The sequence below is a fragment of the Nocardia sp. CC227C genome, assembly GCF_030767025.1.
GTDB lineage: Bacteria > Actinomycetota > Actinomycetes > Mycobacteriales > Mycobacteriaceae > Nocardia.
The window spans coordinates 12,805-38,774 of the sequence record NZ_JASITE010000009.1 but is presented as its reverse complement, the minus strand read 5'-3'; the positions used below and the strand labels follow the sequence as shown (position 1 = coordinate 38,774).

At 68.8% G+C, this 25,970-nt stretch carries 26 protein-coding genes and 1 pseudogene; 21 read left to right on the top strand and 6 right to left on the bottom strand.

What is annotated here, in order from left to right; genetic code table 11:
- The first annotated feature begins 16 nt into the window (after positions 1 to 16).
- From QMO76_RS19365 to QMO76_RS19340, 6 genes and pseudogenes are all read left to right on the top strand, one after another.
- Positions 17 to 465 (top strand): annotated as a pseudogene (locus tag QMO76_RS19365) (ChaB family protein).
- Between the two features lie 18 nt (positions 466 to 483).
- Positions 484 to 984: a DUF6328 family protein gene (locus tag QMO76_RS19360; RefSeq protein WP_306362947.1), complete on the top strand. Its 501-nt coding sequence runs from the start codon at positions 484 to 486 to the stop codon at positions 982 to 984.
- Between the two features lie 87 nt (positions 985 to 1,071).
- Entirely contained in the window at positions 1,072 to 1,329 is a 258-nt protein-coding gene (locus tag QMO76_RS19355) for a CsbD family protein (RefSeq protein WP_306362946.1), read from the top strand.
- 481 nt (positions 1,330 to 1,810) lie between these two features.
- Complete coding sequence (locus tag QMO76_RS19350) at positions 1,811 to 2,224, top strand: STAS domain-containing protein (RefSeq protein WP_306362731.1); 414 nt, start codon at positions 1,811 to 1,813, stop codon at positions 2,222 to 2,224.
- A gap of 338 nt (positions 2,225 to 2,562) precedes the next feature.
- On the top strand, positions 2,563 to 2,994 hold the full coding sequence (locus QMO76_RS19345) for an ATP-binding protein (RefSeq protein ID WP_306362730.1): 432 nt from the start codon (positions 2,563 to 2,565) through the stop codon (positions 2,992 to 2,994).
- Positions 2,984 to 3,796 (top strand): RNA polymerase sigma factor SigF, encoded by an 813-nt coding sequence (locus tag QMO76_RS19340; RefSeq protein WP_306362729.1) that lies wholly within the window; start codon positions 2,984 to 2,986, stop codon positions 3,794 to 3,796. Before QMO76_RS19345 ends, QMO76_RS19340 begins: the two co-directional genes overlap by 11 nt.
- 28 nt (positions 3,797 to 3,824) lie before the next feature.
- Here the strand turns inward: QMO76_RS19340 and QMO76_RS19335 are convergent, their stop codons facing one another.
- Entirely contained in the window at positions 3,825 to 4,145 is a 321-nt protein-coding gene (locus QMO76_RS19335) for a hypothetical protein (protein WP_306362728.1), read from the bottom strand.
- Positions 4,146 to 4,543: 398 nt separating this feature from the next.
- Here QMO76_RS19335 and QMO76_RS19330 point away from each other — a divergent pair, with 398 nt between their 5' ends.
- On the top strand, positions 4,544 to 5,941 hold the full coding sequence (locus QMO76_RS19330; protein ID WP_306362727.1) for a lipase family protein: 1,398 nt from the start codon (positions 4,544 to 4,546) through the stop codon (positions 5,939 to 5,941).
- A gap of 81 nt (positions 5,942 to 6,022) precedes the next feature.
- On the opposite strand, the gene QMO76_RS19325 is transcribed toward QMO76_RS19330, so the two are convergent.
- Complete coding sequence (locus QMO76_RS19325; RefSeq protein ID WP_306362726.1) at positions 6,023 to 7,573, bottom strand: acyl-CoA carboxylase subunit beta; 1,551 nt, start codon at positions 7,571 to 7,573, stop codon at positions 6,023 to 6,025.
- Between the two features lie 239 nt (positions 7,574 to 7,812).
- Here QMO76_RS19325 and QMO76_RS19320 point away from each other — a divergent pair, with 239 nt between their 5' ends.
- The gene (locus QMO76_RS19320; RefSeq protein WP_306362725.1) at positions 7,813 to 9,213 is read left to right on the top strand and encodes an AarF/ABC1/UbiB kinase family protein; all 1,401 of its coding nucleotides are present in this window, start codon (positions 7,813 to 7,815) and stop codon (positions 9,211 to 9,213) included.
- A 136-nt stretch (positions 9,214 to 9,349) separates the two neighbouring features.
- Entirely contained in the window at positions 9,350 to 10,573 is a 1,224-nt protein-coding gene (locus tag QMO76_RS19315; protein ID WP_306362724.1) for a nitric oxide synthase oxygenase, read from the top strand.
- A gap of 145 nt (positions 10,574 to 10,718) precedes the next feature.
- Here the strand turns inward: QMO76_RS19315 and QMO76_RS19310 are convergent, their stop codons facing one another.
- Both QMO76_RS19310 and QMO76_RS19305 read right to left on the bottom strand, forming a co-directional pair.
- Positions 10,719 to 13,112: an MFS transporter gene (locus QMO76_RS19310; protein ID WP_306362723.1), complete on the bottom strand. Its 2,394-nt coding sequence runs from the start codon at positions 13,110 to 13,112 to the stop codon at positions 10,719 to 10,721.
- A 206-nt stretch (positions 13,113 to 13,318) separates the two neighbouring features.
- Positions 13,319 to 13,915: a TetR/AcrR family transcriptional regulator gene (locus QMO76_RS19305; protein ID WP_306362722.1), complete on the bottom strand. Its 597-nt coding sequence runs from the start codon at positions 13,913 to 13,915 to the stop codon at positions 13,319 to 13,321.
- A 106-nt stretch (positions 13,916 to 14,021) separates the two neighbouring features.
- Here QMO76_RS19305 and QMO76_RS19300 point away from each other — a divergent pair, with 106 nt between their 5' ends.
- From QMO76_RS19300 to QMO76_RS19285, 4 genes are read left to right on the top strand one after another with little or no spacing between them, the layout of a single operon-like run.
- Complete coding sequence (locus QMO76_RS19300; RefSeq protein WP_306362721.1) at positions 14,022 to 15,242, top strand: alkane 1-monooxygenase; 1,221 nt, start codon at positions 14,022 to 14,024, stop codon at positions 15,240 to 15,242.
- Complete coding sequence (locus QMO76_RS19295; protein WP_306362720.1) at positions 15,242 to 15,430, top strand: rubredoxin; 189 nt, start codon at positions 15,242 to 15,244, stop codon at positions 15,428 to 15,430. The genes QMO76_RS19300 and QMO76_RS19295 overlap by 1 nt, the downstream gene beginning before the upstream one ends.
- Entirely contained in the window at positions 15,423 to 15,608 is a 186-nt protein-coding gene (locus QMO76_RS19290; protein WP_039813984.1) for a rubredoxin, read from the top strand. Before QMO76_RS19295 ends, QMO76_RS19290 begins: the two co-directional genes overlap by 8 nt.
- Positions 15,605 to 16,777, top strand: coding sequence for an NAD(P)/FAD-dependent oxidoreductase (locus QMO76_RS19285; RefSeq protein WP_306362719.1), 1,173 nt, complete (start codon positions 15,605 to 15,607; stop codon positions 16,775 to 16,777). Before QMO76_RS19290 ends, QMO76_RS19285 begins: the two co-directional genes overlap by 4 nt.
- Positions 16,778 to 16,947: 170 nt before the next feature.
- Here the strand turns inward: QMO76_RS19285 and QMO76_RS19280 are convergent, their stop codons facing one another.
- Both QMO76_RS19280 and QMO76_RS19275 read right to left on the bottom strand, forming a co-directional pair.
- On the bottom strand, positions 16,948 to 17,109 hold the full coding sequence (locus tag QMO76_RS19280) for a hypothetical protein (protein ID WP_306362718.1): 162 nt from the start codon (positions 17,107 to 17,109) through the stop codon (positions 16,948 to 16,950).
- Between the two features lie 74 nt (positions 17,110 to 17,183).
- Entirely contained in the window at positions 17,184 to 18,116 is a 933-nt protein-coding gene (locus tag QMO76_RS19275; protein WP_306362717.1) for an alpha/beta hydrolase fold domain-containing protein, read from the bottom strand.
- A 207-nt stretch (positions 18,117 to 18,323) separates the two neighbouring features.
- Between QMO76_RS19275 and QMO76_RS19270 the strand changes: the two genes are divergently transcribed.
- Genes QMO76_RS19270 through QMO76_RS19235 form a run of 8 tightly spaced genes read left to right on the top strand, consistent with a single transcriptional unit; the run spans position 18,324 to position 25,948 of the window.
- The gene (locus QMO76_RS19270; RefSeq protein WP_306362716.1) at positions 18,324 to 19,154 is read left to right on the top strand and encodes an ABC transporter permease; all 831 of its coding nucleotides are present in this window, start codon (positions 18,324 to 18,326) and stop codon (positions 19,152 to 19,154) included.
- A gap of 1 nt (position 19,155) precedes the next feature.
- Positions 19,156 to 20,025 carry an ABC transporter permease gene (locus tag QMO76_RS19265; protein WP_306362715.1) on the top strand — a complete coding sequence of 290 codons (870 nt, stop codon included), beginning with the start codon at positions 19,156 to 19,158 and terminating at the stop codon, positions 20,023 to 20,025.
- Between the two features lie 2 nt (positions 20,026 to 20,027).
- The gene (locus tag QMO76_RS19260) at positions 20,028 to 21,056 is read left to right on the top strand and encodes an MlaD family protein (RefSeq protein WP_306362714.1); all 1,029 of its coding nucleotides are present in this window, start codon (positions 20,028 to 20,030) and stop codon (positions 21,054 to 21,056) included.
- Positions 21,053 to 22,060, top strand: a complete 1,008-nt coding sequence (locus QMO76_RS19255) for an MCE family protein (protein ID WP_306362713.1) — start codon at positions 21,053 to 21,055, stop codon at positions 22,058 to 22,060. Before QMO76_RS19260 ends, QMO76_RS19255 begins: the two co-directional genes overlap by 4 nt.
- Complete coding sequence (locus QMO76_RS19250; RefSeq protein WP_306362712.1) at positions 22,057 to 23,070, top strand: MCE family protein; 1,014 nt, start codon at positions 22,057 to 22,059, stop codon at positions 23,068 to 23,070. The genes QMO76_RS19255 and QMO76_RS19250 overlap by 4 nt, the downstream gene beginning before the upstream one ends.
- Positions 23,071 to 23,991 (top strand): MCE family protein, encoded by a 921-nt coding sequence (locus QMO76_RS19245; RefSeq protein WP_306362710.1) that lies wholly within the window; start codon positions 23,071 to 23,073, stop codon positions 23,989 to 23,991.
- Entirely contained in the window at positions 23,988 to 25,004 is a 1,017-nt protein-coding gene (locus tag QMO76_RS19240) for an MlaD family protein (protein WP_306362709.1), read from the top strand. Before QMO76_RS19245 ends, QMO76_RS19240 begins: the two co-directional genes overlap by 4 nt.
- Positions 25,001 to 25,948 (top strand): MlaD family protein, encoded by a 948-nt coding sequence (locus QMO76_RS19235; protein WP_306362708.1) that lies wholly within the window; start codon positions 25,001 to 25,003, stop codon positions 25,946 to 25,948. The genes QMO76_RS19240 and QMO76_RS19235 overlap by 4 nt, the downstream gene beginning before the upstream one ends.
- The last annotated feature ends 22 nt before the right edge of the window (positions 25,949 to 25,970 follow it).

Genomic DNA, 25,970 nt, shown 5'->3' with positions numbered 1-25,970 from the left:
AAAGGAGGCCGTGACCATGCCCAAGACCGATAGGCGCGGGAACCCAAGAGTTCGGAGCTGCCCGGTACGCTGCGTCGCTCCGACAAACATGCCCGAGAGATCTTCGCCGAGGCACACGATCCGGCGTTGGAGCAGTACGGCAGTGAGCAGCGCGCGCACCGTGTCGCCTATGCCGCGCTGAAGCACTCCTACGAGAAGGTGGGCGATCACTGGGAGGCCAAACAGCGCCGGGGACCCTCGGACGAGCGGGCCGAGCACGGCGGGCCGAACCCGCGCGGGGAGACCGCCGAGGGGGTGGACGCCAATGCCTCCGAACAGCATCTGCGGGAGATCGCCTCGCGATTGGAGATCTCCGGTCGTTCGAAGATGACCAAGGATCAACTCGTGGACGCGATTCGCAAATACAACGAGCGCGCGCGCCGCCGGGCCCGGGGGCCGCGAAGCGCCGGAGGCGTCCGGCAGTAAGTGGTGAACGACGAGCACATGTGGAATTGGGAAGCACGGGGGGAAACCGAGGCGCAACGGCTCGACCGGAATTGGAACAGCCTGGTGCAGGAGGCGCGCATCGTCCAGACCGGGGTCCAGCTGCTCACCGGATTTCTGTTGATACTGCCGTTTCAATCGCGGTTCGACGAATTATCCGATCCGATGCGCTGGCTGTATCTGGTGACCGTGACGGCATCCATTGTCGCGACGGTGTTCCTGGTGGCCCCGGTCTCCACCCATCGGCTGCTGTTTCGCCGCCGCCGACTCGACGAGGTGGTGCGGGCCGCGCATATATTCGATCTGGTCGGATTGGTGCTGCTCGGTGTGGCGCTGTCGGGCGTCGCCGTGCTGATCTTCGCGGTGGTGATCGGCACCATCGCCGGGGTGATCGCCGGCTGCTGTTTCGCCGTGCTGTTCGCGCTGGTCTGGGGCGTCTATCCGTGGTACCGGCGCGGGCGGGAGGCCGACTATCGATCCGAATATCCTGGGCGCCAATGACTTTCGACGTGTCGGTGTTTCGAACCGGTGGTACCGGGTACCGCCGGACTGTCAGTGATCGATACCGACATTCTGGAGGTGAATGTCTTGTCCGAGCACGATAAGGGCGGATTCCGCGAAGGTGTCGAGGGCACCGTCGAAGATGTCAAAGGCAAGGCCAAGGAGGCCGCTGGCACGGTCTTCGGCAACGAGGACCTGCGCGACGAGGGCAGGGCACAGCAGGACCGTGCCGAGTCGCAGCGTGACGCGGCCCGCAAGGAAGCGGAAGCCGAGAAGGAACGCGGCAAGGCCGCGGTGGAAGAGAAGCGTCAGCAGGCATATCAGCGGGGACAGGACGACCGCTGACTGCCGTAGCAGTTCACACTGACGAATAGACGACGATTCGCCCGGCGAGAATTCGCGGGCGAATCGCTTCGTCGGTGCGGGCCGGACCGCTCACCGACCGTCGTTGCCGGGCACTTCCGGATCGGACGGGCGCTGTCCGGTGAGCTTGCGGCGCAGCAGCACCACGCCCACCAACACCGCCAATCCGATGATCACGAGTAGTTCCATACAGCGCCTGTACCCGTAATTCCGCCGACCATTCGTCGGGTGCGGCGCACACTCGCGAGGGACCGAAGGCCGGTGAGGCGGTGACATATCCGCGGTGGCGTGACAGAATGTGACCAGGTTGAGACTACAGCCGACCCGGTTCGAGCACGGGACCGCTCGCGGAGGACCGAGCGTCGGGCGCGTAGTACGCCCGCCTCGCATGTCATCCGGCCTCATTGCCGAGGGGCCTCCGCGCAGAACTGGAATATCCCCCTGACATGGGAGGTCTAGTCACATGTCTGCCATAGCCGTACTCCAGCGCCGCGCCGATGCCGCCTCCCCACTCGAACGATCGCCCCGCGACCGTTCCGACCATCGGCCGCCGTCGGCGCACGATCACCAGCGCGGGTGTGCGATCGTGCGGGTCGAAGGGGAATTGGATGCCGCCATCCTCCCCGAGTTCTCCGAAGCGTTGGATCGTGCCGTGACATCCGGTTCCCGGGCTGTGGTCATCGATTTCCGGCAAACCCGCTTCCTGAGTATCGGCGGTGCCCTGCGACTGGCCGGGGCCACCGAGGACGCCGCCGCGAGCGGCGTCGAGTTGCGCGTGGTGGCCACGCGCCGGGAGGTGGAGCGCGTGCTCGAGGTGACCGGAGTGGGTCCGCGCTGCCACCTCTACCCATCGGTTCGAGCCGCGCTGGAGGCATGATCGACCAGGCGTTCCGGCTGCTCACCCGGCGTTCGCTGCTGCTCACCGCGCACGAGCGGTTCGAGGAGCGCTAGCCGGGGAACCGCCGGGTTTCAGGTGGTGCGGACCGGGTACGTGCTGTAGCGGACACGCCCTCGGAAGGAAGGCCGACCCGTGACAGCGTCGACGGCCCCGATATGCCGCGCATCTTCCCGGTACCTCTTCGCGACCGTCGCGTGCCGATCGCCGTCCGCCGAATCGGCGAGTGTTCGGTGATGATGGAGCGGAACGGATGGGGTAATGGCCGAGTCCAGCGGGCTTTCGCGGGATGGCTCGGCGATGGACAGGCGGAGAGGCGCATGACTGAATGGATTTCTCGGGCGGCGACGGACACCACCGCGATCGGCATCCGGGTACCGGCGGACCTCGGACAGCTCACCATGCTGCGGGCGTTGGCGGAGACGGTTGCCCTGATCGCGGATTTCGCGCTCGACGAGGTGACCGATATCCGGGTGGCCCTGGACGAGGTGGCGACTTCGCTGATCATCGCGGCGGTGCCGGGCAGCGCCATCGACTGTGACTTCGACTACGACCGGGAGCGGATGCGGGTGCGGGTGTGCGCCGTCACCGCCGACGCCGACACCTTCGACGAGGGCGGCTTCGGCTGGCACGTGCTGGAAACCCTCACCGAAACCATTGAGGCACACCGCGGTACGTTCGACGACAAGGCAGGCGGCTACCCGACCACCGTGGAGTTCAGCCGACTGCGGGGGGAAGCGGATGTCGGGTGATGTTCGACGCCGTCGACCTGGCGCGAGATCGCGCAGCCGCGGCGACAGCTACGACAATATCGAGCCGATGTTCGAGGAGTTGGCCGCCGTCGATCCGGCCGACCCGCGGCGGGAGGCGGTGCGCGAGAAGCTGATCGGTCGCTGTATGCCGCTGGCCGACCACATCGCGCGCAGATTCTCCGGGCGCGGTGAGAGTTTCGACGATCTGTTGCAGGTGGCGCGGGTCGGGCTGGTGCAGGCGGTGGACCGCTTCGACGTGACGCGCGGATCCTCCTTCCTGTCCTTCGCGGTGCCGACCATCATGGGTGAGGTGCGCCGCCACTTCCGCGACAACACCTGGGCGGTGCGGGTACCCCGGCGCACCAAGGAGATTCAGCTGAGCATCGGCGGCACCATCGACGAGCTCGCCCAGCGGCTGGGCCGGATGCCCAAGGCCCGCGAGATCGCCGACAAGCTCGGCGTCGACCTGGTGGAGGTCACCCAAGCCCTCATCGCGGGCAATGCGTACCAGCTCTCCTCCCTGGACGCCGTCACCGGCGACGACGGCGAGAACACGCCGCTGTCGCTGATGGAGGTGCTCGGCGACGAGGAGCCGCGCTACGACCGGGTGGACGAGTACCTGGCGGTGCGGCCGCTGATCGCCGAACTGCCCGATCGCGAACAGCGCGTGCTCATCATGCGCTTCTTCGAAGCCAAGACGCAGGCCCAGATCGCCGAGCGGCTGGGCATCTCGCAGATGCATGTCTCGCGCATTCTCGCCAGGACACTGACCACGCTGCGCGAGCAGGCGTTGCGGGACTGAGCCGCGAAGCCTCGGCCGAACCGAAACCTCAGTCGAACTCGGGCGGGCTCGTCGGACGGGTGGGATCCGACGGGCTCGGATCGGGATTGCCCGGATACGGGGGTTTCGGTTCGGGTTTCCCCGGATACGGGGGTTTCGGTTCCGGCTTGCCCGGATACGGGGGTTTGGGTTCCGGTTTCCCCGGATACGGCCGCTCGGGCTCCGGGAACGGGGGCGTCGGCTCCGGGTGTGGCGGGTAGGGCAGCGGTTCCGGCTCGGGCAGTGGCCGGGGTTCGGGCGTCGGTGGGATCGGATCCGGATTCGGTTGGGGCGGAACGGGTTCCGGTCGCGGGGGAATCGGTTCGGTCATCACGGCCTCTCCCTCTGCTCGTCCTGGTGCTCGTCGAGGGTGTCCTCGGCGCGGTTGCCGCGCAGCGTTGCTGTGCAATTCGTGGCCGGTTGGTCGCCGCGAGCGGGGCCGTGCTCGGTGCGGGCCGACGCGGCCGACCGATTCCCGGAGACTCGTCCCGACCATATCGGGGACATACCCGCGCATCCCCCGGGCAATCGCGAGATCGCACGATGCCCGGCGGGACGCCGGGCGGGTCGCATTGCGGCCCGGCTGCGGCCCGGTCTCGATGTGGCTTCGAGGCGTCCGCACGGCCGTGTCGCGCCCGGTCGCGCCGTTAGCCTTCAGATGCCCGGCCGTCGGGGCCGAGAGGGTCGAGCGTAGACGCGTGGGGGTCTGGTGTGAGCCGTTGTGCGCGAATGGTCGTTGCCGCCCTGGTCGTCGGGTGCGCCACCCTTGCCGGGCAGCTGTACGGCGGGAAGCCGGTGGCGGCGGAGCCGGTGCTCGGACCCCCGACACCTCCGGCACCTGCACCCCCGGTCCCCGGCTTCCGGTTGCCCGGTCCACACGAGTGGATCGACCGGGTCGTACCCGCCCCGGTGCTGCCTCCCGCCCCGTCGACCCCGCTGGTGGACGGCGGCGGACTGTCGCCGGAGCTGGCGGCGCTGCGCGCGGCGGTGCTGCCGGACCCCATCGGCGATCCGTTCATCGACCACTGGCCCGAGCGGCTCGACGAGTTCGCCCCCGGCGCGCTCGTCGCGTGGCGCGACGTCAGCGCGACGGCCGCGCCGCTGCTGCTGCTCCCGGTGCGGCAGGTGCTCCAGCTCAAGTACCGCACCACCGATTCGCGTGGGCTGCCGTCCTATGCCGTGGCGTCCCTGGTGATCCCGCGGGCGGCGTGGACGGGGGACGGCGACCGCCCGATCGTGGTGAACAACGTGCCGATCAACGGGCTCGGCCGTGATTGCAGCCCGAGTTACACCCTGACACACGGGATCAGCTTCAAGACGAACCTCTCGGAGTTCGTCCCGCCCACCACCCAGCTGGCCCTGGCCCGCGGATACGCGGTGCTCATCCCCGATCACGAGGGGCCGCGCATGGCGTACGCGGAGCCGTACGTGGCCGGGCACGCGGTACTCGACGCCATGCGCGCGGTACGGGGGTGGCTGTCGGGCGAGTTCGGTGACAGCCGGTTCGGGATGATCGGATACTCCGGCGGAGCGATCGCCACCAACGCGGCGGCCAAGCTCATGGGCGAGTACGCGCCGGAGCTGGCGGAGGTGGTGGTCGGGGCGGCGCTCGGGGGCGTGCCGGTGGACTACGAGATCCTCGCCCGGAGCATGAACGCCAATCTCGCGTCCGGGGTGTTCCTTGGGGCGACCTTCGCCGTCGGGCGGGAACGGCCCGAGATCCTCGCGCGCATGAACAATCTCGCGCGCTGGGTGGGGATCTCGTTCATGAAGAATCAGTGCGTGGACGTCTTCGCGCTCCCGGGCGTCTTCCTGCTGCCCATGGACATCGCCGCGAACATCCCCGACCCGCTGCACAGCGACCTGGCCCGCGACATCTACCGCATCACCCGCCTGGAGAGCCGGAGATCACCGGTGCCGCTGTTCGTCTACCACGGTGAGCAGGAGTTCTGGGTGCCGGTGCGGGGGGCGCGCGACCTGGTCCGCGAGCAGTGCGCGCTGGGCGCGAACGTGGTGTACCGCAGCGTTTTCGGCGAACACATCGTCGCCGCGCTCACCGGCTATCCCGAGGCCGTGCTGTGGCTCGACGAGCGGCTGCGCGGCCATCCCGCGGTCAGCGAGTGCTGACGCCGTCCGCCCCGACCGGGCTCGGACCGGCCGACCACGGCCCGCCCCGGCCGCATCCGGCCGGGGCGGCGCGACCTCGACTCACATCGGGTACAGATTGTGCTTGCGCGGATTGGGCTTGCGCACCGCGCCCTTGTCGCGCAGCAGCCGCAGCGCCCTGCGGATCTCCAGGCGCGTGCTCGACGGTTCGATCACCGCGTCGATGTAACCCCGCTCCGCCGCCGTCCACGGCGTCGCCACGGTGGCGTTGTAGAAGTCGATCATCTGCTGCTTGATCGCGTCGCGCTGATCCTCCGGGGCGGCGGCCAGCTGGCGGCGGCCCACGATGGACACCATGGACTCCGCACCCATGACCGCCAGCCGCGCGGTCGGCCAGGCCAGGCTGATGTCCGCGCCCAGCTGCTTGCAGCCCATCACCGCGTACCCGCCGCCGTACGCCTTGCGGGTCACCACGGTCACGATCGGCACCGTGGCCTCGATGAGAGCGCGGAACATGCGTCCGCCGCGCTTGATGACGTGGTTGCGCTCCTCGTCCACTCCGGGCAGCACGCCCGGGGTGTCGACCACGTACACCAGCGGCAGACCGAACGCGTCGCACAGCCGGATGAAATGCGCCGCCTTGTCCGAGCAGGCCGCGTCCAGCGCGCCGCCCAGCACCAGCGGCTGGTTGGCGATCACGCCGACCGGTCGGCCGTCGACGCGGGCGAAACCGGTGATGAGATTGGCCGAGGTCTTGGCGCTGATCTCGTGGAACTCACCGTCGTCGAAGATGCGCAGCAGAATGTCGTGCATGTCGTAGCCGACCTTGTCGGAGTCCGGGATGATCCGGTCCAGTTCGCGGTCGGTATCGGTGAGCTCGGGCTCCAGGCCCGGATTCACGATCGGCGGCTGCTCCAGGCAGCTGGTCGGCAGGTAGCCCAGGTAGTCGCGCACCCAGGCGAAGGCGTCGGCCTCGGTCGCGGCGACGTGGTGCACGGTGCCGTTCTGCTCCAGGGCCCGCGCGCCGCCGAGCTCCTCGGCGGTCACCGACGAGCCGGTCACGGCCTTGATGACCTCCGGGCCCGTCACGAACATGTACGAGTCCTCGGTCGCCACCAGCACATCCATATTGATCGGTCCGTAGACCGACCCGGCGGCGCACTTGCCGAGCATGACGGCCACCATGGGCACGTACCCGGACAGATCCTCCTGCAGGCGGCACATGATGGCGTACCAGGCCAGCGAGGCCACGCCGTCCTGGATGCGGGCTCCACCGGAGTCGTTGATGCACACCACGGGGCAGGCGTTGTTGTAGGCGAAGTCCATGGCGGCGCGCACCTTGCGGCCGAACATCTCGCTCACCGATCCGCCGTACACGGTCTGATCGTGGGAGATCACCACCACCGGACGGCCGTCGATATAGCCGCGTCCGGTCACCACGCCGTCGCCGTAGGTGGCGTTCGCGACGCCGGGCTGCCGAACCAGCGCACCCAGTTCCACGAAGGTCCCGGGGTCCAGGAGCATGCCCACCCGTTCTCGGGCGCTGGGAATGCCTTTCTTCCTACGCTTTTCGATCGCGGCCTCACCGGCCGGTTCTTCGGCGATCTCCAGGAGCTTGCGCAGTTCCGCGAGCTTCTCCTGTGTGCCCGTCATACCTCGGTCTTGCCCTTCCACCATCAGGTCAGCGACCAGAACCGGTCACTGTCGGCGTGCCGGATCGCGGCTACCGACCGCCCACGGTACAGTGCCGCACCCGTGCCGAACCAGTGATCGTGTGCGGTTGCGGCCTGCCGACCGGTCGGCAGGGGCCATCCGGTCGTACACTTCGGTGCGAAACACGAGTAGCGGCGGCGAGCGCCGGATCCGAACGAGAGCAAGGGGCGGCTACGACGGTGAGTGCGGTAGTGGTAGGTGATCACGTGGTCGGCGAGGCGGCGGCACATCCGTACGAGGTGATCCGCCCGAACCTGGATACCTTCCGGTTCTCCGAGGTCAAGCGCACCGTCACCATCGGCACCGTGCTCGGCGGCTCGATTCTCAAGCGCGTGGTCCGCGACGGCCTGCGGCCCGCGCGGCGCAAGCGCGCCATGGCCGACGGCATGGTGGACGGTTTCGAGCATCTCGGCCCGCTGTTCGTGAAGCTGGGCCAGCTCATCGCGTCCTCACCCGGCTCCTTCCCGCGCGAGTTCGCCGACGCCTGCCTGCGCTGCCTCGACGATATGAAGCCCTTCCCGGCCGACCGGGCCAAGGCCATCATCGCCGCCGATCTGGGCAAGCCGATCTCGGAACTGTTCCTGGAATTCGACGACGAGCCGCTGTCGGCGGCCTCGATGGCCCAGGTGCACGGTTGTGTGCTGGCCGACGGCCGCCCGGCCGTGGTGAAGGTGCAGCGCCCGGATATCGCCCGCCGCATGATCGTGGATCTGCGCGCCGCGCTGCGCCTGGCCCAGGCCATGGAGAAGCGTTCGGAGAACGCCCGGGTGGCCAATGCGTCGGGCATGGTGCGCGACCTCTACGAGGCCACCGTGGCGGAGCTGAACTTCCTCATCGAGGCCGACAACCAGACCCGCGCCCGCGCCAACCTCGCCGCCTTCGGCGACAACGCCAATGTCGCCGTTCCCGAGGTGTACTGGGACTACTGCGCCCCCCGGGTGCTGTGCATGGAACGCATGAGCGGGCTGCCGCTGGACCGTTTCGACGATATCCGCGCCGCGCACCCCGAACCGGAACTGTTGATCCGCCGCCTGGTGAAGGCGTGGATGGAGAGCGTCGCGGTGCACGGCCTGTTCCACGGCGACGTGCACGCGGGCAATCTGTGGCTGCTCGACGACGGCCGGGTGGCCATGCTGGACTTCGGCATCGTCGGGCGGATGGAGAACGAGTGGCGCGAGTTCGTGCGCGCGCTGTTCTACGCCTCCGCCATCGACAACGACTTCCGCCCGGTGGCCCGCGCGTTGCGCGCGCTCGATCTGGTCTCCGACGACAGCGGCGACGACGCCACCATCGGCCGTCAGCTCGCGGTCGCCCTCGGCCCGGTGCTCTCGGGCAGTCTGGACAAGCTCGACCTGGGCGTGGTGTCGGCCCGGCTGCTCGAATTCGGCAAGCGCCGTGGCGCTTCCGGACCACAGCAGCTCATTCTGATGGGCAAACAGCTCGGCTACTTCGAACGCTATGCGGTCGCCCTGGCTCCCGGCTGGAAGCTCGGCAAGGACCTCTACCTGTTCCGGAACATCTTCCCGGGCGAGGTTGCCGCCAAGCTGGCGGAGGCCGGAACCGCACTGCCGGTCGACTGACTCGCCGCCGAATCGGACCTCCTCGCTGATTCCGAGCAAATCCGGCCCCTGGCCGTGCGATATTGGTCAGCGGGCAAGGGGATGCACGCGGGGCTCTCGGGCGATCAGCGACGGTATCCACGGAGGCGACAACTTCATGACGATTCTCTCTGCGGTCGCGGGCGTACAGCGCGGCGACGCGGGGGCGGCCACCTACGGCCGCCGCCCCTCGATCGAGGAGCGTATACGGGATTGCGAGCGATTCTTCGGCCAACCCGAACTGGCGCGGCTGCCCGGTTCGCGATGCGCGGACGCGGTGGCCGGACTGCGGCGCACCGGGATGTACCGGCACACCCCGGAGGAGCTGGGCATCGGGGCGAAACTGGCCTGGCGCAATCACGATCGGTGTGTGGGCCGCAAGCACTGGCGGGCGCTGGAGGTGCTGGACGCGCGCACCGCCACCACGCCCGCCGAGGTCGCCGAGGCGTGCTTCGCGCACCTGCGCCGGGCCACCAATGGCGGGGCGGTACGCTCGGTGATCACCATCGGCCCGCCCGCGCGGCCGAGCGGGCGTGGCTTCCGCATCATCAATCCGCAACTGGTGCGCTACGCGGGTTACCGGGTCGGCGGCCAGGTGGTGGGTGACCCCGCCACCGTGGAGTTGACCGCGTTCGCCGAGGAACTCGGTTGGCGCGGCACCGGCGGGCGGTGGGATCTGCTGCCCTTGCTGATCCACACCCCCGACGATGCGGTGCACCGCTTCGACATTCCGCGCGAGCTGGTGCTCGAGGTGCCGCTGCACCATCCCGACTACGACTGGTTCGCCGAACTCGGGCTGCGCTGGTACGCGGTTCCGGCCGTGTCGAACATGGATCTGGAGATCGGCGGCGTCGACTATGTGTGCGCGCCGTTCAACGGCTGGTACGTGTCCTCGGAGATCGGCCGCGACCTGGGCGACAGCGATCGCTACGACACGCTGCCGGAGATCGCAGACCGGATGGAGCTGGACCGCGGCAGCGACCGCACGCTCTGGCGGGACCGGGCCCTGGTGGAGTTGAGTCGCGCGATCCTGTACAGCTACAAGCGATCTCGCGTGCACCTGGTGGATCACCATACGGTGGCCCGGCAGTTCGTCGACCACGTCGATCGCGAGAACGCCGCCGGGCGCGCCTGTCCCGCCGACTGGAGCTGGATCAACCCGCCCCTGTCCGCCAGCCTGACGCCGACGTTCCACCGCTACTACGACCCGCCGGATCCGCACCTGCGGCCCGCCTTCGTCCACCGCCGCGGTACCACGAATCCGCCCGTGCCGCCGGAGGTTCCGGCGGATACCGGTGCGCCGTCGAAGTGGCGATCGGTATGGCGCGCGCTGCGCGGATGAGGCCGCTGTCGCCATGACCCGATGCCGGTGCAAGTGCCGAAGGTGAGTCCGATCGGCGCTCGTCCCAGGCGAATTCGCGCCCGGTCCGCACGGTCCGGGAGATCCGGTGCCGCGCGGTGAGCGGGTGCGGCCGATCCGATGCCGATCAGGCCGGGCTGGGCACGTCGTCGCTCCAGTATCCGAGCCGGACGTCATGGGTGACCTCGCCGCTGTCCACCGCGACGCGGCCGGTCATCGGCGGGTAGCCGCGCGCCACCACCGTGTACTCGCCCTCCGGCAGATCCGGGACCGTGTAGCGGCCGCTCGCGTCGGTGCGGGTGGTGGCGGTGACGTCGCCCGCCGCGTCCAGCACGGTGATCTGGGCGTCGGGAACGGGACGGCCCTCGTCGGCCCAGGCGAATCCGGTGAGCACCGCCATGGGGGCCAGTTCCACGTCGTGGCGCAGCAATCCGCTGTCGGGGACGGTGAGCGTGGTGGCGCGCGGGCGCATGTGGTCGGCGACCGCCACCAGCGTGTAGGTGCCCGAGACCACGCCGTGGCAGACATAGCCGCCGTCGGTGGCGGTGACCGCGGTGTCGACCACGTCGCCGCGCGGATCGGTGAGCGTGATGGTGGCCCCGGCGAGGGGGTCGCCGCGCAGCGCCGAGCGCACCACGCCGGTGAGTTCACCCGCGCCCGGCAGCGCCAGGTCCAGGCGCTGCGGGCGATGGCCGACGGTGACGCTCACGGCACTGGGCTGATGGCCGCCCGCGGCCACGATGAGCACGTACGCACCGGGTTCGGGAGCGCCGATGGTGTACTCGCCCCGCGGGTCTCCGGAGGTGCGCGACACCTGATGGCCGTGCTGGTCGATGAGGGTGAGCACGGTCTCGGGCACGGGATTGTCGTCGCGGTCGCGAATGCGGCCGGTGATCGGCAGCGCCCGCGGGTCGAGTACGGCCCCGGCGGCGGGCTGCTCGACCGGAGGTGCGGGCCGATCCTCCAGCAGCGGAATCTCTTTCATGAACAGCAGCAGCAGGCAGGCCAGCAGCGACACCCCCGTCGCCACCCAGAACACGCCCTGCACCGATTCGGTGAAGCCGATGAGGATGGGATCGCGCAGGTGTGCGGGCAGCGCCGCCATGGCGGTGGTGTCGCTCTGGATGCGTTCCAGGCCCGCGCCGTCGAGACCGGGCGGCAGTCGACCGCCGAAGGCGCGCAGAATCCGTTCGGGCAGCAGGTTGAACAGGATGGTGAGGAAGACCGCGACGCCGAGGGTGCCGCCCATCTGGCGGAAGAAGGTCGCCGCCGCCGTGGAGACGCCCATATCCGCCGGGGGAGTGGTGTTCTGGGCCGCGATGATCAGGGTCTGCATACAGCCGCCGAGGCCGAACCCGATCACGGTGGTGTAGACCATGATCTGCCACATCGGGCTGTCGAACTCCACGCGGGCGAACAGTCCCGCTCCGACGGCCATGACGAAGGTGCCCAGCACGGGCAGCGGCTTGTAGCGTCCGGTGTATTTGGTGACCAGTCCGGCCCCCTGCGCGCCGGCCATGATGCCCAGCACCAGCGGCAGCATGAGCAGGCCCGCCGTGGTCGGTGAATAGCCGCGCACCACTTGCAGATACAGCGGCACCATGGTGATGCCGCCGAACATGGCGATGCCCACGATGAACCCGGCCAGGATGGCGATGCTGAAGGTGCCGCTGCGGAACAGGCGCAGCGGGATCAGCGCCGCCTCGCGCATGAGCGCCTCGACGGCCAGGAAGGCCAGCGTGCCCGCCGCCGCGATGCCGTAGCACAGCAGTGCCCGCCGCGAATCCCAGCCCCAGTCCCGGCCCTGCTCGGCCACGATGAGCAGGGGTACCACCGCGGCGGTGAGGGCGAGCCCGCCCAGCCAGTCGATGCGCTGGCGCTGCCGGGTGAAGGGCACGTCCAGCCACTTGGCCACCACCAGCAGCGCCAGCGCCCCGATGGGGACGTTGACCAGGAAGACCCAGCGCCAGCCGTCGAGGCCGATGAGCCGTTCGTAGTCGGAGAAGAACCCGCCCAGCACCGGGCCGATCACGGTGGCGATGCCGAACACCATCATGAAATAGCCCTGGTAGCGCACCCGCTCCCGGGCGGGGACGATATCGCCGATAATGGTGAGCGCCAACGACATCAGGCCGCCCGCGCCGATGCCCTGCACCGCCCGGAATCCCGCGAGCTGGTACATGGAGGTGGCGAAGGCGCAGGCCGCCGAGCCGATGACGAACACCCCGATGGCGATGAGATAGCAGGGTTTACGGCCGTAGATATCGGCCAGCTTGCCGTACAGCGGGGTGGCGATGGTCGCGGTGATCAGGTACGCCGTGGTCGCCCACGCCTGCTCCTCGAAGCCGTGCAGGCTATTGGCGATCTTCACGATCGCGACGCTGACAATGTTCTGGTCGAGGGCGGCCAGGAAGACCGCGAGCAGCAGTCCGGACAGGATCGTGAGGATCCGTCGGTGCGACAGCGGTGCCGCCGCCTCGCCGTCGGCATCCGCCGCCGTCGCGAGTGTCGAATTCGTCATCGTAGGGCCCTGTTTCAAATCGTCGGCAATCCGTGGTGGAACTTCGCGATACGAGAGTCGAGCCGGTGAAACGGGTTCGGGCGGCCGCGGGAGCCTGCCCGAACCGAGCTGGGACCCACACGATTTCCGGCACGAATCCACGGAAATACAGGGTTGGCGCGATCGAATACTAACCCCTGGCGTATCCGGAGTTACAACCGCCGCTTCTAGCCGAAGAGGTGCGCGATGACCGGGCGGATCTGATCGACCGCGCGCTCGACCGGGCCGGTGGGCTGGAAAAGGTGGCTGAGGGCAAGGCGCACAAGGGTTTCGGTGCGGTCGGCCAATTCGGTGTCGGACAGGCCGGGGAGGCCGTACCGGGTGCGCAGGGTGAGGGCCACCGCCGCGACGGCGCGGCCGAGGACCGGTTCGGTCTCGGTCATCAGGGTCGGCAGCAGCGTGGTGTCCGCACCCGATCGTCCGGACAGCACGGCCTTGAGCAGGGTGTTGTCGGCCCCGGCGCGCAGCGTGTAGTCCACGGCGGCGGTGGCTCCCGCCACGGGATCGTCCGGATGTGCGGCCAGGCAGTCCGCGATGCCGACCAGGAAGATGTCGACCTCCTGGCGGATCACCACATCGGCCAGATCCTGCTTGGTGCCGATCTCCTTGTAGAGCACCGGGCGGCTCACGCCGACCTCCTTGGCCACCCGCGACATGTTCACCGCGCCCCAGCCCTCGGTGACGACCAGGCGACGCGCGGTGTCGAGGACCCGCTCGCGCAGGAGTTGGCGCATCTCGGTCTGGAAGTTCGCCGCTTCAGCCACGAGTCCGATCGTACATGAGCAGTTCGAACGTTCGATCATTGACAGACTGGATACATGTGTATGTAATGAATACACTTCGTCATGAAGTGTAAATAGGAGATCGACAATGACGACATCTCGACATCACGAGTCCCTGGACGCGACCCCGCGGTGGCGTGACCGCAAGCGGTACCTCTGGCTGTTCGGCCTGGTCGCGCCGACCGCCATCTTCCTGGCCGCCGGCTTCGTCTGGGCGTTCAACCAACTGGGCTGGCAGGCGGTGTCCCCGCTGTGGTGGTGGATCGGCCCGGCGCTGGTCTACGTGCTGCTCCCGCTGCTGGACCGGTTCTTCGGACCCGACGGGCAGAATCCGCCCGAGGAGGTGATGGCGCGGCTGGAGGCCGACCCGTACTACCGCTACTGCGTCTACGCCTACATTCCGTTCCAGTTGCTGAGCGTGGTGTTCGCGGCTTACCTGTGGACGGCCGACAATCTGTCGTGGCTGGGGATCGACGGTGGGCTGAGCCTGCTCTCCAAGATCGGGCTGGCGCTGAGCATCGGCGTCATGGGTGGTGTCGGCATCAATACCGCGCACGAACTCGGTCACAAGAAGGACGAACTCGAGCGCTGGCTGTCCAAGATCACGCTGGCGCAGACGTTCTACGGCCATTTCTACATCGAGCACAATCGCGGCCACCACGTGCGGGTGGCGACTCCCGAGGACCCCGCCAGCGCCCGCTTCGCCGAATCGTTCTGGAGCTTCCTGCCGCGCAGCGTGTGGGGCAGCCTGAAGTCGTCGTGGGAACTGGAGAAGGCGCGCCTGCGCCGACTCGGCAAGTCGCCGTGGACGATTCGCAACGACGTGCTCAACGCCTGGCTCATGTCGGTGGTGCTGTGGGGCGCGCTGGCCGTCGTCTTCGGCCCGATGGTGCTGCCGTTCCTGGTCATCCAGGCCGTCTACGGCTTCTCACTGCTGGAGACGGTGAACTACCTCGAGCACTACGGCCTGCTGCGGCAGAAGACCGGTTCCGGCCGCTATGAGCGCTGCACGCCCGAGCACAGCTGGAACTCCGACCACATCGTCACCAATATCTTCCTGTACCACCTGCAGCGGCACAGCGACCACCACGCCAATCCCACTCGGCGCTACCAGATTCTGCGCAGCATGGACGGTGCGCCGAATCTGCCCAGCGGTTACGCGAGCATGATCGGCCTGGCCTACTTCCCGCCGCTGTGGCGCAAGGTCATGGATCACCGGGTACTCGCGCACTACGGCGGCGACATCACCCGCGCGAACATCCAGCCCGGCAAGCGCGACCGCGTGCTGGCGCGGTACGGAGCACGCTGATGTCCGCCTACCGCTGCCCCGTGTGCGAATACGTCTACGACGAAGCCGCCGGTGCGCCCCGCGAGGGCTTTCCGGCCGGGACCCCCTGGTCCGCGGTGCCCGACGACTGGTGCTGCCCGGACTGCGGTGTCCGCGAGAAGATCGACTTCGAAACCCTTTCCACCTCAACAGGACCCACCAATGAGTAACGACTACAAGCTCTTCCGCTGCATCCAGTGCGGCTTCGAATACGACGAGGCGCTCGGCTGGCCCGAGGACGGCATCGAACCCGGCACCCGCTGGGACGACATTCCCGAGGACTGGTCCTGCCCGGATTGTGGCGCGGCCAAGGCCGATTTCGAGATGGTCGAGGTCAGCCGCGCATGACCGGCCGCATCGTGATCGTCGGTTCGGGCGTGGCCGGGGCGACGGCAGCCAAAACCCTGCGCCGTGAAGGCTATTCGGGTGAGGTCGTGCTCGTCGGGGCCGAGTCCGGCCCGCCGTACCGGCGGCCGATGGTCTCCAAGGAGATACTCGCCGCGACCGCCGCCGAACCCCGCACACTGCTGGAGTCGGCGGATACCTGGGCCGCCCTCGATATCGACCTGCGCACGGCCACCGGTGTCGAGGCCATCGAACCGGATGTCGGCAAGGTGCGCCTGTCCGACGGTGCCATGCTCGGCTACGACCAGTTGCTGCTGGCCACCGGCGCGCGGCCCCGCCGCCTGCCCGGCGCTGCGCGCAATGTCCACACCCTGCGTGGCGTCGCCGACGTGAAGCCGTTGCGCGCGGCCGCGTTCGACGGCGGCTCGCTGCTGATCGTCGGCGCGGGACTGATCGGCTGCGAGGTAGCCGCCACACTCGCCGGGCTGGGTGTGCGTGTCACGGTGCTGCACGCCGGACCCACCCCGCTGGACCGGTTGGTCCCCGCCGCCGTTGGCGAGTACTACCGGCGGCTGCACGCCGACCACGGCGTCCGGATCCACACCGACGTCCTGCTCGACCGCCTCGACGACACCGACACCGGGGTGCTCGCCACCGCCGTCGACGGCCGCACCTGGTCGGCCCCCGCCGCCCTGATCGCCATCGGCGCGACCCCGAACACCGATCTCGCAGCGGCCGCCGGGCTGGCGGTCGCCGACGGCATCCTCGTCGACGAATGTCACCGCGCGTCCGCCCCGGGCATCTTCGCCGCCGGAGACGCCGCCGCCCGCTTCGACCCGGCGCTCGGCACGCACCGCCGCGAGGAGCACTGGAACAGTGCCCAGTCGCAGGGAGTCGCAGCCGCGAAAGCCATACTGGGCGTGGAACTTCCACCCGCTGAGGTGCCCTGGGGCTGGTCGGCGCAATACGGAGTGAACCTACAGTTCGCCGGCGACCTCGCTCCCGGCGACGACCTCGTCGTGGACGGCGCCGCCGACCGCCCCGACCTGGTGCACGTCCTGCGCGACGGTCGCCCGGTGGGGGTGATAGCGATCGGCCGCCCGGCCGAATTCCGCTCGGCGCGAGCGCGGATCGCGGCCGAGCGGGAATCTCGAGCGGGTGCGTCGTCCTGAGGGCGCTACCCCCTTCCGCCCGTCGCGAGCGGAAGTCGGCAGAACGGGAGCCTCCGGGTGCGTCGTAGTGCCGGGTGCTCGAATTCCCCACGGCGCGCCCGGCGAATACCCGGATCCACCGGCCCCGCTCCGCGACATGCCGGGGGCCGCCGTGTGGGCGCGAAACGCGCTCACGGCTCGGCCTGCCGGATCGGACCCGGCGTCAGTGCGTCTCGCAGCCGATCGACGATCACCGCGCGCGCCGCCCGGCCCTCCGGGGTCGGGATCGGTGGGTAGACGTGCATCGGGCCGGGCTGCCCGTGGTCGTCGATCTCCACACCCGCGGCGCGCACGGCGAGCAACCGGACCTACCGATCCGGTTCCGCGACGTCTCGGGGTACCGGCCGGGTGGGTGAGCAACGCGCGCTCACGGCTCGGTCTGCTGGATCGGCGTCGGGGCCAGTGCATCTCGGAGCCGATCGATGATCATCGCGCGCGCCGCCCGGCCCTCCGGGGTCGGAGTGAGCGGGTAGACGTGCACCAGGCCGGGCTGTTCGTGATAGTCGACCTCGACACCGGCCGCACGGGCCTTGTCCACCAGCAGCCGGGTATCGGGTACCAGGATGTCGCGGGTGCCGCAGCAGACGGTGAGCGGGCCGAGGCCGGACATGTCGGCGGCGAGCGGACTGACGCGGGGGTCGGTGAAGGGGAGGTCGCCGCGCCAGTGCTCGGTGAGCACGCGCGAGCCGTGGCGGCCCAGCCACGGATCGCTCGGCAGTACCGCGTCGATCTCCGGATTGCTCAGCGACAACTCCAGGGCGGGGGAGATCAGCACCGTGTGCGGGAGCGTCACGTCGTGTTCGTCGCGCAGCAGCACGGCGGCGGACAGCGCGATCTGACCGCCCGCGGAATCCCCGGCCAGGCATGCCTCGCCGTACTCGGAGCGCTTGTCCCGCACCAGATTCGCGATGGCCGGCACCACCTGCCCGGCGGTGCCGTAGGGAATGAGCGGGTAGATGGGCAGCACCACGGCGGCGCCGGTCCGCGCCGCGATATCGGCGGCCAGCGCCCAGTGCTGGGGCGCGATCTCGTTCACCCAGCCGCCGCCGTGGACATACACCACGCAACCGCGCGCGGTGCCGGACCGGGGCGTCAGCGTGTAGACCGGCCAGCCGGGATCGCGGTCCACGGTCACCGCCACATCCGCCCGCAGCCGGCGCGGCGGACCGTACGGCCGGGGTCGCAGGGTGCGTTCGCGAATATGGCGGCGAGCGCCCTCGGCGGTGCGGAAGGGTCGGTTGCGGCGGGTCACGCGCAGGAATCCGGGCAGGACCACGCGACTGAGGAAACTCGGCTCCATCGCTCGACCATACGTGCCGATCGTGCCGTACCATCCGGTCGGTAGCCGAGCGGCTACCGTGGCCGCCGTCACCAAAACGGCCAGTGATGTATTCCGCCAATCTTCGTGACGACTGACACGTCAGTCACCAAACTGTTATAGGGTCACGCCATCGGCTGTGCGGCCGAGCGATATCGACCAAGCAGTGGGGCTGTGGGGTGGTAAACATTGGTCGACAGGGCTTTTCGTGCACCGGAACCGTTGGTTCGGGAGGTGCTCGATTTCGTACTCTCGGGGCTGCGGACATTCGGTCGGACACTGCAACTCGCGGTGGCGGCCTTCCGGTGGCTGTTCATCGATATCGTCCGGCTGCGGCATCCGTGGCGGGATACCGTACAGCAGGGCTGGTTCATCGTCAGCGTGACGGCGATTCCCGCTGTGCTGGTTGCGATTCCGTTCGGCGTCATTGTCGCGGTGCAGGTCGGCAGCCTGACCCAGCAGGTGGGCGCGACCTCGGTGTCGGGCGCGGCGGGCGGCCTGGGGGTGATCCGGCAGGGCGCGCCCATGGTGACCGCGCTGCTGCTCGGCGGCGCGGCCGGATCGGCCATCGCCTCGGATCTGGGGGCCCGCACCATTCGCGATGAGGTGGACGCCTTGCGCACCATGGGAATCGACCCGGTGCGCCGACTGGTGGCGCCGCGGCTGGCGGCCATGATCACGCTCACGCCGCTGCTGTGCATGCTCATCATCTTCATGGGCGTCTTCACCGGCTACGTCATCGCGGTCGGCTTCCAGGGCGTCACGCCCGGCAGCTACCTGTCGGCCTTCGCGGCCTTCGCCAAGATGAGCGATCTGGCGGTGGCCATCGTGAAGGCGGTCATCTTCGGCATCATCGTGCTCATCGTGTCCTGCCAGCGCGGACTCGAGGCCACACACGGACCCAAGGGCGTCGCCAATGCCGTGAACGCGGCCGTGGTGATCGGCGTGATCGCCGCCTTCGGCGTGAACCTCGTGATCACCCAGCTGGTTTCGATGTTCCTACCGCAGCAGGTGGGGTGAGATGACCCAGGCACCAGCTCGCTACCAACCGCTCGGCGCGGTCGGCCGCGCGGCCCGCAAATCCGTCGACGGGCCGAACTCGCTGTTCGAATCCCTCGGGCACCAGGCGACTTTCGTCTACCAGGTGCTGGCCGCCATACCGCACACCCTGCGGGTGTACCGGCGGCAGACCATGCTCATCCTCTCCGATATCACCTGGGGCTCAGGGGCGATCATCGTCGGCGGCGGCACCGTGGCGGTGCTGGCCTTCCTCGGCATCGCGGTCGGCGGCTCCATCGGCGTGGAGGGCTTCACGGCGCTGAACATGGTCGGCATGGGCCCGCTCACCGGATTCGTCTCCGCCTACGCCAACACCCGCGAGATGGCACCCATGGTGGCCGCCATCGGATTCGCCGCCCAGGCGGGCTGCCGGATGACGGCCGAGATCGGGGCCATGCGCATCTCCGAGGAGATCGACGCGCTGGAGGCCATCGGCATCCGGCCCATGTCCTTCGTGGTGACCACCCGCGTCATCGCCGGGGCCATCACCATCGTGCCGCTGCACCTGCTCACCCTCATCCTGTCGTATCTGTCCTGCGCGACGGTGGTGAATGTGCTGCACGGGCAGAGTTCGGGCACCTACTACCACTACTTCGACGCCTTCCTGCAACCCGGTGATGTGCTCGCATCCCTGGTCAAGGCAACGGTTTTCGTGGTGGTCATCATTCTCATCCACGGCTATCAGGGCTTCTACGCCAGCGGCGGCCCGGAGGGGGTGGGCCGGGCCTCCGGCCGTGCCATCCGCGCCAGCCTGGTCGGCGTGGTCATCCTGGACATGATCATGACGATCGCGTTCTGGGGCCTGGATGTCGGCATCAGGATTTCGGGGTAGTCATGCCGGTATTCGTCGATCATTCCGGCCGCAGCGCCGGCCGCTGGGCGCTGCGCCTGCGCGGACTGGTGGTGGCCGTCGTCATCGCGGTGGTGGCCACGGTCGTCACCACCTACGCCAAGGGCGGTTTCGCCGACCGGTTCGAACTCACCATCGACGCGGCCACCCTCGGGGAGGGGCTGGCCCCCGGGGCGGAGGTGAAGTTCCGCGGGCTGGCCATCGGCAGCGTGCGCGCGGTGGAGACCGTCGGCTACGGGAAGCAGCGCATCGAGGTGGAGCTCGACCCCACCCAGGCGCGCGCGCTCACCGACGATGTGACCGCCCGCTTCACCTCCTCGAACGTCTTCGGTTCCAGCGCCGTCGAATTGGTGACCACCGGTGCGGGCGGACCGCTGCGCGAGGGCGCGACCCTGTCCATCGGTGAGAACGCCGCCAACGCCACGGTCGCGGGGGTCTTCCGCCGTGCCGCCCGGCTCACCGCGGTACTCGACTCCGACACCGTGCGCAGGCTTTTCGACCTGCTGCTGGACAATGCCGGCGCCATCGGGCCCACGCTGAGCTCGTTCTTCGAGACCGCGCGCATGATGGCCGACGGACAGCGCGCGCCGCTGGCCCACTACCTGGCCATCGGCGCGGATATGACCGAGGCGTTCGCCGATCTCACCCCACCGGTGGGGCGCGCCGTCCTACAGGTCCTGGAACAGAGCGCCTACTTCGGCGAGCAGGCCAACCGAGACCGCACCAACCAGGCCACCGACGGCGCGTACACCCAGGTGCTCGTCGGCATCGCGGAGCTGCTCGACCGCAACAATCCCGATCTGGAACGCATTCTCGGGGCCGTGCTGGACCTGGCCGTGCCCATCAGCGTGTCACTGGGCACCGTCGCCCCCGCCTACCACCGGATTCCCGCGCTGCTCGCCGCGGTCGACGGGGCCTTCCCGGCGGTGGACGGAAGGGTGCGGATGCAGTTGGAGCTGATCGTGGAGACCATGCCGTACCTGGCCGATTCGCTGGCGGGAGGGGCGCGATGAACGGAATCGGCTCGGCCGCCGCGAAACTCACCGTCTTCCTGGTGATCGTGGCCGCCTGCACCGGATTCATCGTGACCGCGCTGCGCACGCCCGTGCCGGGCGACAAGCTCGTCTACGAGGCGGTGTTCACGGATGTCTCGGGTCTATACGAGGGCGATTCGGTGCGCATGTCCGGCGTCGCGGTCGGCAAGGTGGAATCGGTGGAACTCGACCGGGATCGGGCGCGGGTGCGCTTCACCGTCGACCGCGCCCGGCCCGTCTACGACACCACCCAGGCCGCCGTGCGGTATCAGAACCTGATCGGCCAGCGGTACGTGGAACTGCTCACCGAACGGCCCGGTGTCGTGAAACTGCCCGCGGGCGGGGTGATTCCGGTGGAACGCACGATCCCGAGCTTCGATGTGTCGAAGCTGTTCAACGGTTTCAAGCCACTGTTCGAAACACTGGAGCCCGAGCAGCTCAACCGGTTCGGCACCAATCTGCTGCGGGTGATCCAGGGCGACGGCTCCGGTATCGGCCCGGTGCTCGCCGATCTGGACCGGATCACCGCCCACGCCCGCGACAGCGAGGCGGTGATCGTGCTGCTCATCCAGAACCTGGGGGTGGTGTCGCAGGAGATCGGCGGCAAATCCGACGCCGTGGGGGCGCTGGTCGACCAGCTCTCGGAGATCCTGCGCCAGTTCACCGACCAGATGCGGGGCGTCCTCGTCGCCATCGAGAAGGGGGACCGCGTGCTCAGCCCGCTCATCCCGATTCTGGAGGAGGGCCGGGATGCCTACGACGTGGCCTACGGGCCGATCGACGGACTGCTGCGGCGACTGGTGCCGCAGACCGAGACGCTCACGCAGCTGCTCGCGCTGACCCCGGGGCTGGTGTCCGGGCTCAACAACGCGGTGCCCGGCGAGGGATACCGCCCCCGGATCACCTGTTCGAGCGGGGAAGCGGTGGTGCCCGATATCGGCGGTGTGGTGCTCGGCAATCAGAACCTGGTGGTGTGCAAGTGAAACGCTATGTGGACATGGTCGCGGGGGTGCTGCGCGAACTGGCGACCGGGCGCGGCGATCAGTCGAGCCAATTGCGCTGGGGCGTGGTGGGAGTCGCGGTGTGCGCGGTGCTGCTGCTGATCGCGGGCGCACTGTATGTGATACCGATCGGCGAACGGACCTATACCGCCGATTTCCGGGTGTCCGGCGGCGCGCGACCGGGGGACGAGGTGCGCGTCGCCGGAATCCCGGTGGGTGAGGTGCGATCGGTGGAGCTGGCCGGCGACCACGTCGAGGTGCGGTTCGGGGTGGATCGCACGGTGCACGTGGGCGAGTCGGCCAGTGTCGAGGTCAAGATGCTGACCCCCATCGGCGGGCATTACCTCTCCCTCACCCCGACCGGCGAGAAACCGCTGGGGGACAGGCATATTCCGCCGGAACGCACCACCGTTCCGTTCGAACTCAGCGATATCCTCGACCACGCGACACCGGTCATGGGCAAGATCGACGCGCAGACGCTGCGCGCCACCATGGCGGAGCTGAACACCGCGCTGACCGACCAGCCGGACGCCCTGCGCGGCGTGATCGGCAATGCGGCGGAGCTGACCGATGTGCTCGCCGACCGGTCCCGCCAGCTCGACACCGCCCTCCAGGTGTCCGACGAGTACATCGCCGCCATCGCCGCCGACAAGGCGATGCTGGCGGGCTTCGTGCAGCAGCTGGGCACGGTGGCCGATCAGCTCGGCAATCGAAAAGAGCAGATCGTGCGGGTGTTCGGTCTGATCAATCGGCTTTTCCTCATCCTGCACCGGCCGCTCATGGCCTACGGCGACACGCTGGAGCCGCCCATAACCGAGATCGAGCAGATCTTCTCGAAGGTGATGGCCGATCCGAGCCGCATCGACACCGTGGTCGCCGGCATCCGGGACGTCGTCGACAAACTCTCCGCCATGCTGGGCATTCAGGTGGCGGTCGACCGGCCGGAGAACGGTGTGCGGGTGTGCGTTCCCTACGAAGGCAAGGCGTGCTGAATGAACTGGGGTAGAACAGCACTCGTGGCCGGTGCCGCCGCCGTGGCGGTCGCGACCGGCGTGGCGGGGGTGACCTGGGCGAACTCGGTGCGCGCCGAGCAGACCCAGCGGGTCTGCGCCGACTTCACCGATACCGTGGGCCTGTACGAGGGCAACAACGTGACCATGCTCGGCGTCGAGGTCGGCACGGTGTCCACCATCGAGTCGCGCGGTGACCACATGCGGGTCACCATGACGGTGGACGGGGATCTGCGGCTGCCCGCCGACATCCGGGCGGTCACCATGTCCAGCTCCATCGTGACCGACCGGCACGTGGAGCTGACCGAACCGCACACCGGCGGACCGGAGTTCGACACCGCATCCTGTATTCCGCTGGAGCGCACCAAGACTCCGGTGGGCATCAGCGAGGCCCTGGACGCCATGGGCCGCATCGCCGGTGACCTCACCGGCGGCGGATCACCGGAGGACACCCTCATCGATCAGACGCTCACCGCGGCCGACGGCGCGCTGGACGATACCGGCCAGCAGTGGAACCAGCTGTTGCAGAAGCTGTCCGAGGTGGTGGGCGATCCCGGTCAGCGCGATGTGGTGTTCCGGCGGTTGGTGGAGAATCTCGACACCCTCACCACCATGTTCGTGAGCAACTGGCCCGATATGGAACTGCTGCTGGACAACCTGCGCAAGGGCATCCAGCTCATCGGCGAGTTCTCCGCCGAATTCGCCGGGGCGGTGGACCTCGCGGTGGAGTTCCTGCCGGTGATCGCCCGCAATGTCGGCAAGTACGACGAGCAGGTGTACGCCCTGCTGGATCAGTATCTGCCGCAGGTGAAACAGCTGATCGACAGCCAGGGCGATATCGGCGACCTGCTGTCGGCATTGCCGCCGCTGGCCGCGCAACTGCCGCAGGCGGGTGCGCGATGACCCGTCGAACGCCGCGTCGGCGGCTGCTGCCCGCGGTGGCGGCGGCCCTGGTGCTCACCCTGAGCGGCTGTGGCGTGCGCGCCACCGACATACCGATCCCGGGGACCTATCCGAGCGGTGACACCTACTCGGTGCGCATCGAATTCGGGTCGGTGCTCAACCTGCCCGATCGTGCCAAGGTCATCGCCGACGGCGTCGAGATCGGCATGCTCGACCGCATCGACCTGGTCGGCACCACCGCCGTGGCCACCGTGGCACTGAAAACCGATGCGCGGCTGCCCAAGACCACCACCGCGGAACTGCGGCAGAGCACCATCCTCGGCGATATCCACATCGCGCTCGAACCGCCCCGTGACAGCGAGGCCGCCTTCCTCCAGGACGGCGATGTCATCCCGGTGGGGCAGACCGTGCCCGCCACCAATGTGGAGGACATCCTGCGGGCGCTGTCCAATATCGTGACCGGCGGGCGCTGGTCGGATATGCAGCAGCTGGTCGCCGACGTGAACGCCGCCTTCCCGACCGATCCCGCCGAGATCGACCGCATCACCCGGGCGGGGCGGGCCGCGCTGGCCGATCTGTCCTCGCACACCCCGGAACTGGACCGCATTCTGGCCTCGGCGCAGCAGATCACCGGGAAGCTGGAGTCCGGGAAGGCCGCGGTGGACCAGATCCTCACCCACGGTCCCGATCGGGCGGCGGGTCTGGCGGGGGTGCTGTTCAATGTGGTGCGCCTGATCGCGGGTGCGGGCGCGCTGGCGGACGAGGCGGGTGAGCTGCTGCTGCCGCTCGCGGGCGACTTCCGCAGCATCGTGTCGATCCTGGCCCCGACGGCGCTGACCGTGGCCTACGCCGACATCACCCTGCCCGCGAATCTCGAAGCGTTCCACACGCTGTTGCGGGACAAGCTGATTCCGTTTCTGCACGCACCGGATGTCCATCTCCGCGGCGTCGACGCCCAGGCCGACGCCGACGAACTGGTCACGGTGCTGCGTTCGATGGGGATGGTGCCGTGAAATTCTCACTCTCCGGGCCGATGTCGCTGGTGCTGCTACTGGTGCTCACGCTGGTGTGCGGCGGTTATATGGCGGTCGGCGTGCTGAATCTGGATCCGCGTCGCGATTCCTACGCCGTCACGGTGCTGGTGGACACCTCGGGCGGTCTCATGAAGACCTCCGAGGTGACCTTGCGCGGTATGCCCATCGGGCGCGTCCGCTCCATCGAGGCCACCTCCGTGGGGTTGGCGGTGCGGTTGGAATTCGATGCGCGCTACCGCATTCCGGTGGACAGCGAGGTGCGCATCGCGAATCTGTCGGCGGCGGGGGAGCAGTTCCTCGACTTCCGGCCCACCGGCACCGCGGCCCCGTATCTGCGCGACGGCAGCATCGTGCCCGCCCGTCAGGTGCGCATCGCCACCACCGTCGGCGACGCCCTGGCCAAGCTGGATGTGCTGACCGCGCAGATCGATCCGCTGAAGCTGGAGCGCCTGGCCACCACCGTCGCCGCCGGATTCGAGGGCCGCGACGCCGACGTCGAGAATCTGACCCGGGCGCTCACCCTCACCGCGGGCATGCTGCGGGACAAGCGAGACGCCATCGCCCGGCTCTACGCCAATGTGCAGACCCTCGGCGACAACTTCGACGGGCGCGCACCCACGATCAGCGCCACCGGCGGTGATGTGACCGCGGCGCTGCCCGAACTGCTGCACATCATTCGCTCCTTCCAGGACTTCTCCTATGTCGGCGAGCACGTGTTCACCGATCCGATCGGGCCGCTGGTGCAGCGCATCGACGACTACATCGCCCTGCTCGGTCCGGACCTGGCCCATATCGCCACCGTCCTGAAACCGGCGACCAGCAGCATCAAACCCGTACGCGTGGACGCCGGTTCGATCATCGACCTGCTGGCGACCGTCTTCCCGGGCGACGGCGCGGCCCATGTGACCGTCGGCCCCCGCTGACCACTCGACATCGAGAACAGAG

Coding starts and splice junctions, on each gene's coding strand:
- QMO76_RS19360 (WP_306362947.1), top strand. CDS start 484: ATGTGGAATTGGGAAGCACGGGGGGAAACCGAGGCGCAACGGCTCGAC.
- QMO76_RS19350 (WP_306362731.1), top strand. CDS start 1,811: ATGTCTGCCATAGCCGTACTCCAGCGCCGCGCCGATGCCGCCTCCCCA.
- QMO76_RS19345 (WP_306362730.1), top strand. CDS start 2,563: ATGACTGAATGGATTTCTCGGGCGGCGACGGACACCACCGCGATCGGC.
- QMO76_RS19340 (WP_306362729.1), top strand. CDS start 2,984: ATGTCGGGTGATGTTCGACGCCGTCGACCTGGCGCGAGATCGCGCAGC.
- QMO76_RS19335 (WP_306362728.1), bottom strand. CDS start 4,145: ATGACCGAACCGATTCCCCCGCGACCGGAACCCGTTCCGCCCCAACCG.
- QMO76_RS19330 (WP_306362727.1), top strand. CDS start 4,544: ATGGTCGTTGCCGCCCTGGTCGTCGGGTGCGCCACCCTTGCCGGGCAG.
- QMO76_RS19325 (WP_306362726.1), bottom strand. CDS start 7,573: ATGACGGGCACACAGGAGAAGCTCGCGGAACTGCGCAAGCTCCTGGAG.
- QMO76_RS19315 (WP_306362724.1), top strand. CDS start 9,350: ATGACGATTCTCTCTGCGGTCGCGGGCGTACAGCGCGGCGACGCGGGG.
- QMO76_RS19310 (WP_306362723.1), bottom strand. CDS start 13,112: ATGACGAATTCGACACTCGCGACGGCGGCGGATGCCGACGGCGAGGCG.
- QMO76_RS19300 (WP_306362721.1), top strand. CDS start 14,022: ATGACGACATCTCGACATCACGAGTCCCTGGACGCGACCCCGCGGTGG.
- QMO76_RS19295 (WP_306362720.1), top strand. CDS start 15,242: ATGTCCGCCTACCGCTGCCCCGTGTGCGAATACGTCTACGACGAAGCC.
- QMO76_RS19290 (WP_039813984.1), top strand. CDS start 15,423: ATGAGTAACGACTACAAGCTCTTCCGCTGCATCCAGTGCGGCTTCGAA.
- QMO76_RS19285 (WP_306362719.1), top strand. CDS start 15,605: ATGACCGGCCGCATCGTGATCGTCGGTTCGGGCGTGGCCGGGGCGACG.
- QMO76_RS19275 (WP_306362717.1), bottom strand. CDS start 18,116: ATGGAGCCGAGTTTCCTCAGTCGCGTGGTCCTGCCCGGATTCCTGCGC.
- QMO76_RS19265 (WP_306362715.1), top strand. CDS start 19,156: ATGACCCAGGCACCAGCTCGCTACCAACCGCTCGGCGCGGTCGGCCGC.
- QMO76_RS19260 (WP_306362714.1), top strand. CDS start 20,028: ATGCCGGTATTCGTCGATCATTCCGGCCGCAGCGCCGGCCGCTGGGCG.
- QMO76_RS19255 (WP_306362713.1), top strand. CDS start 21,053: ATGAACGGAATCGGCTCGGCCGCCGCGAAACTCACCGTCTTCCTGGTG.
- QMO76_RS19245 (WP_306362710.1), top strand. CDS start 23,071: ATGAACTGGGGTAGAACAGCACTCGTGGCCGGTGCCGCCGCCGTGGCG.
- QMO76_RS19240 (WP_306362709.1), top strand. CDS start 23,988: ATGACCCGTCGAACGCCGCGTCGGCGGCTGCTGCCCGCGGTGGCGGCG.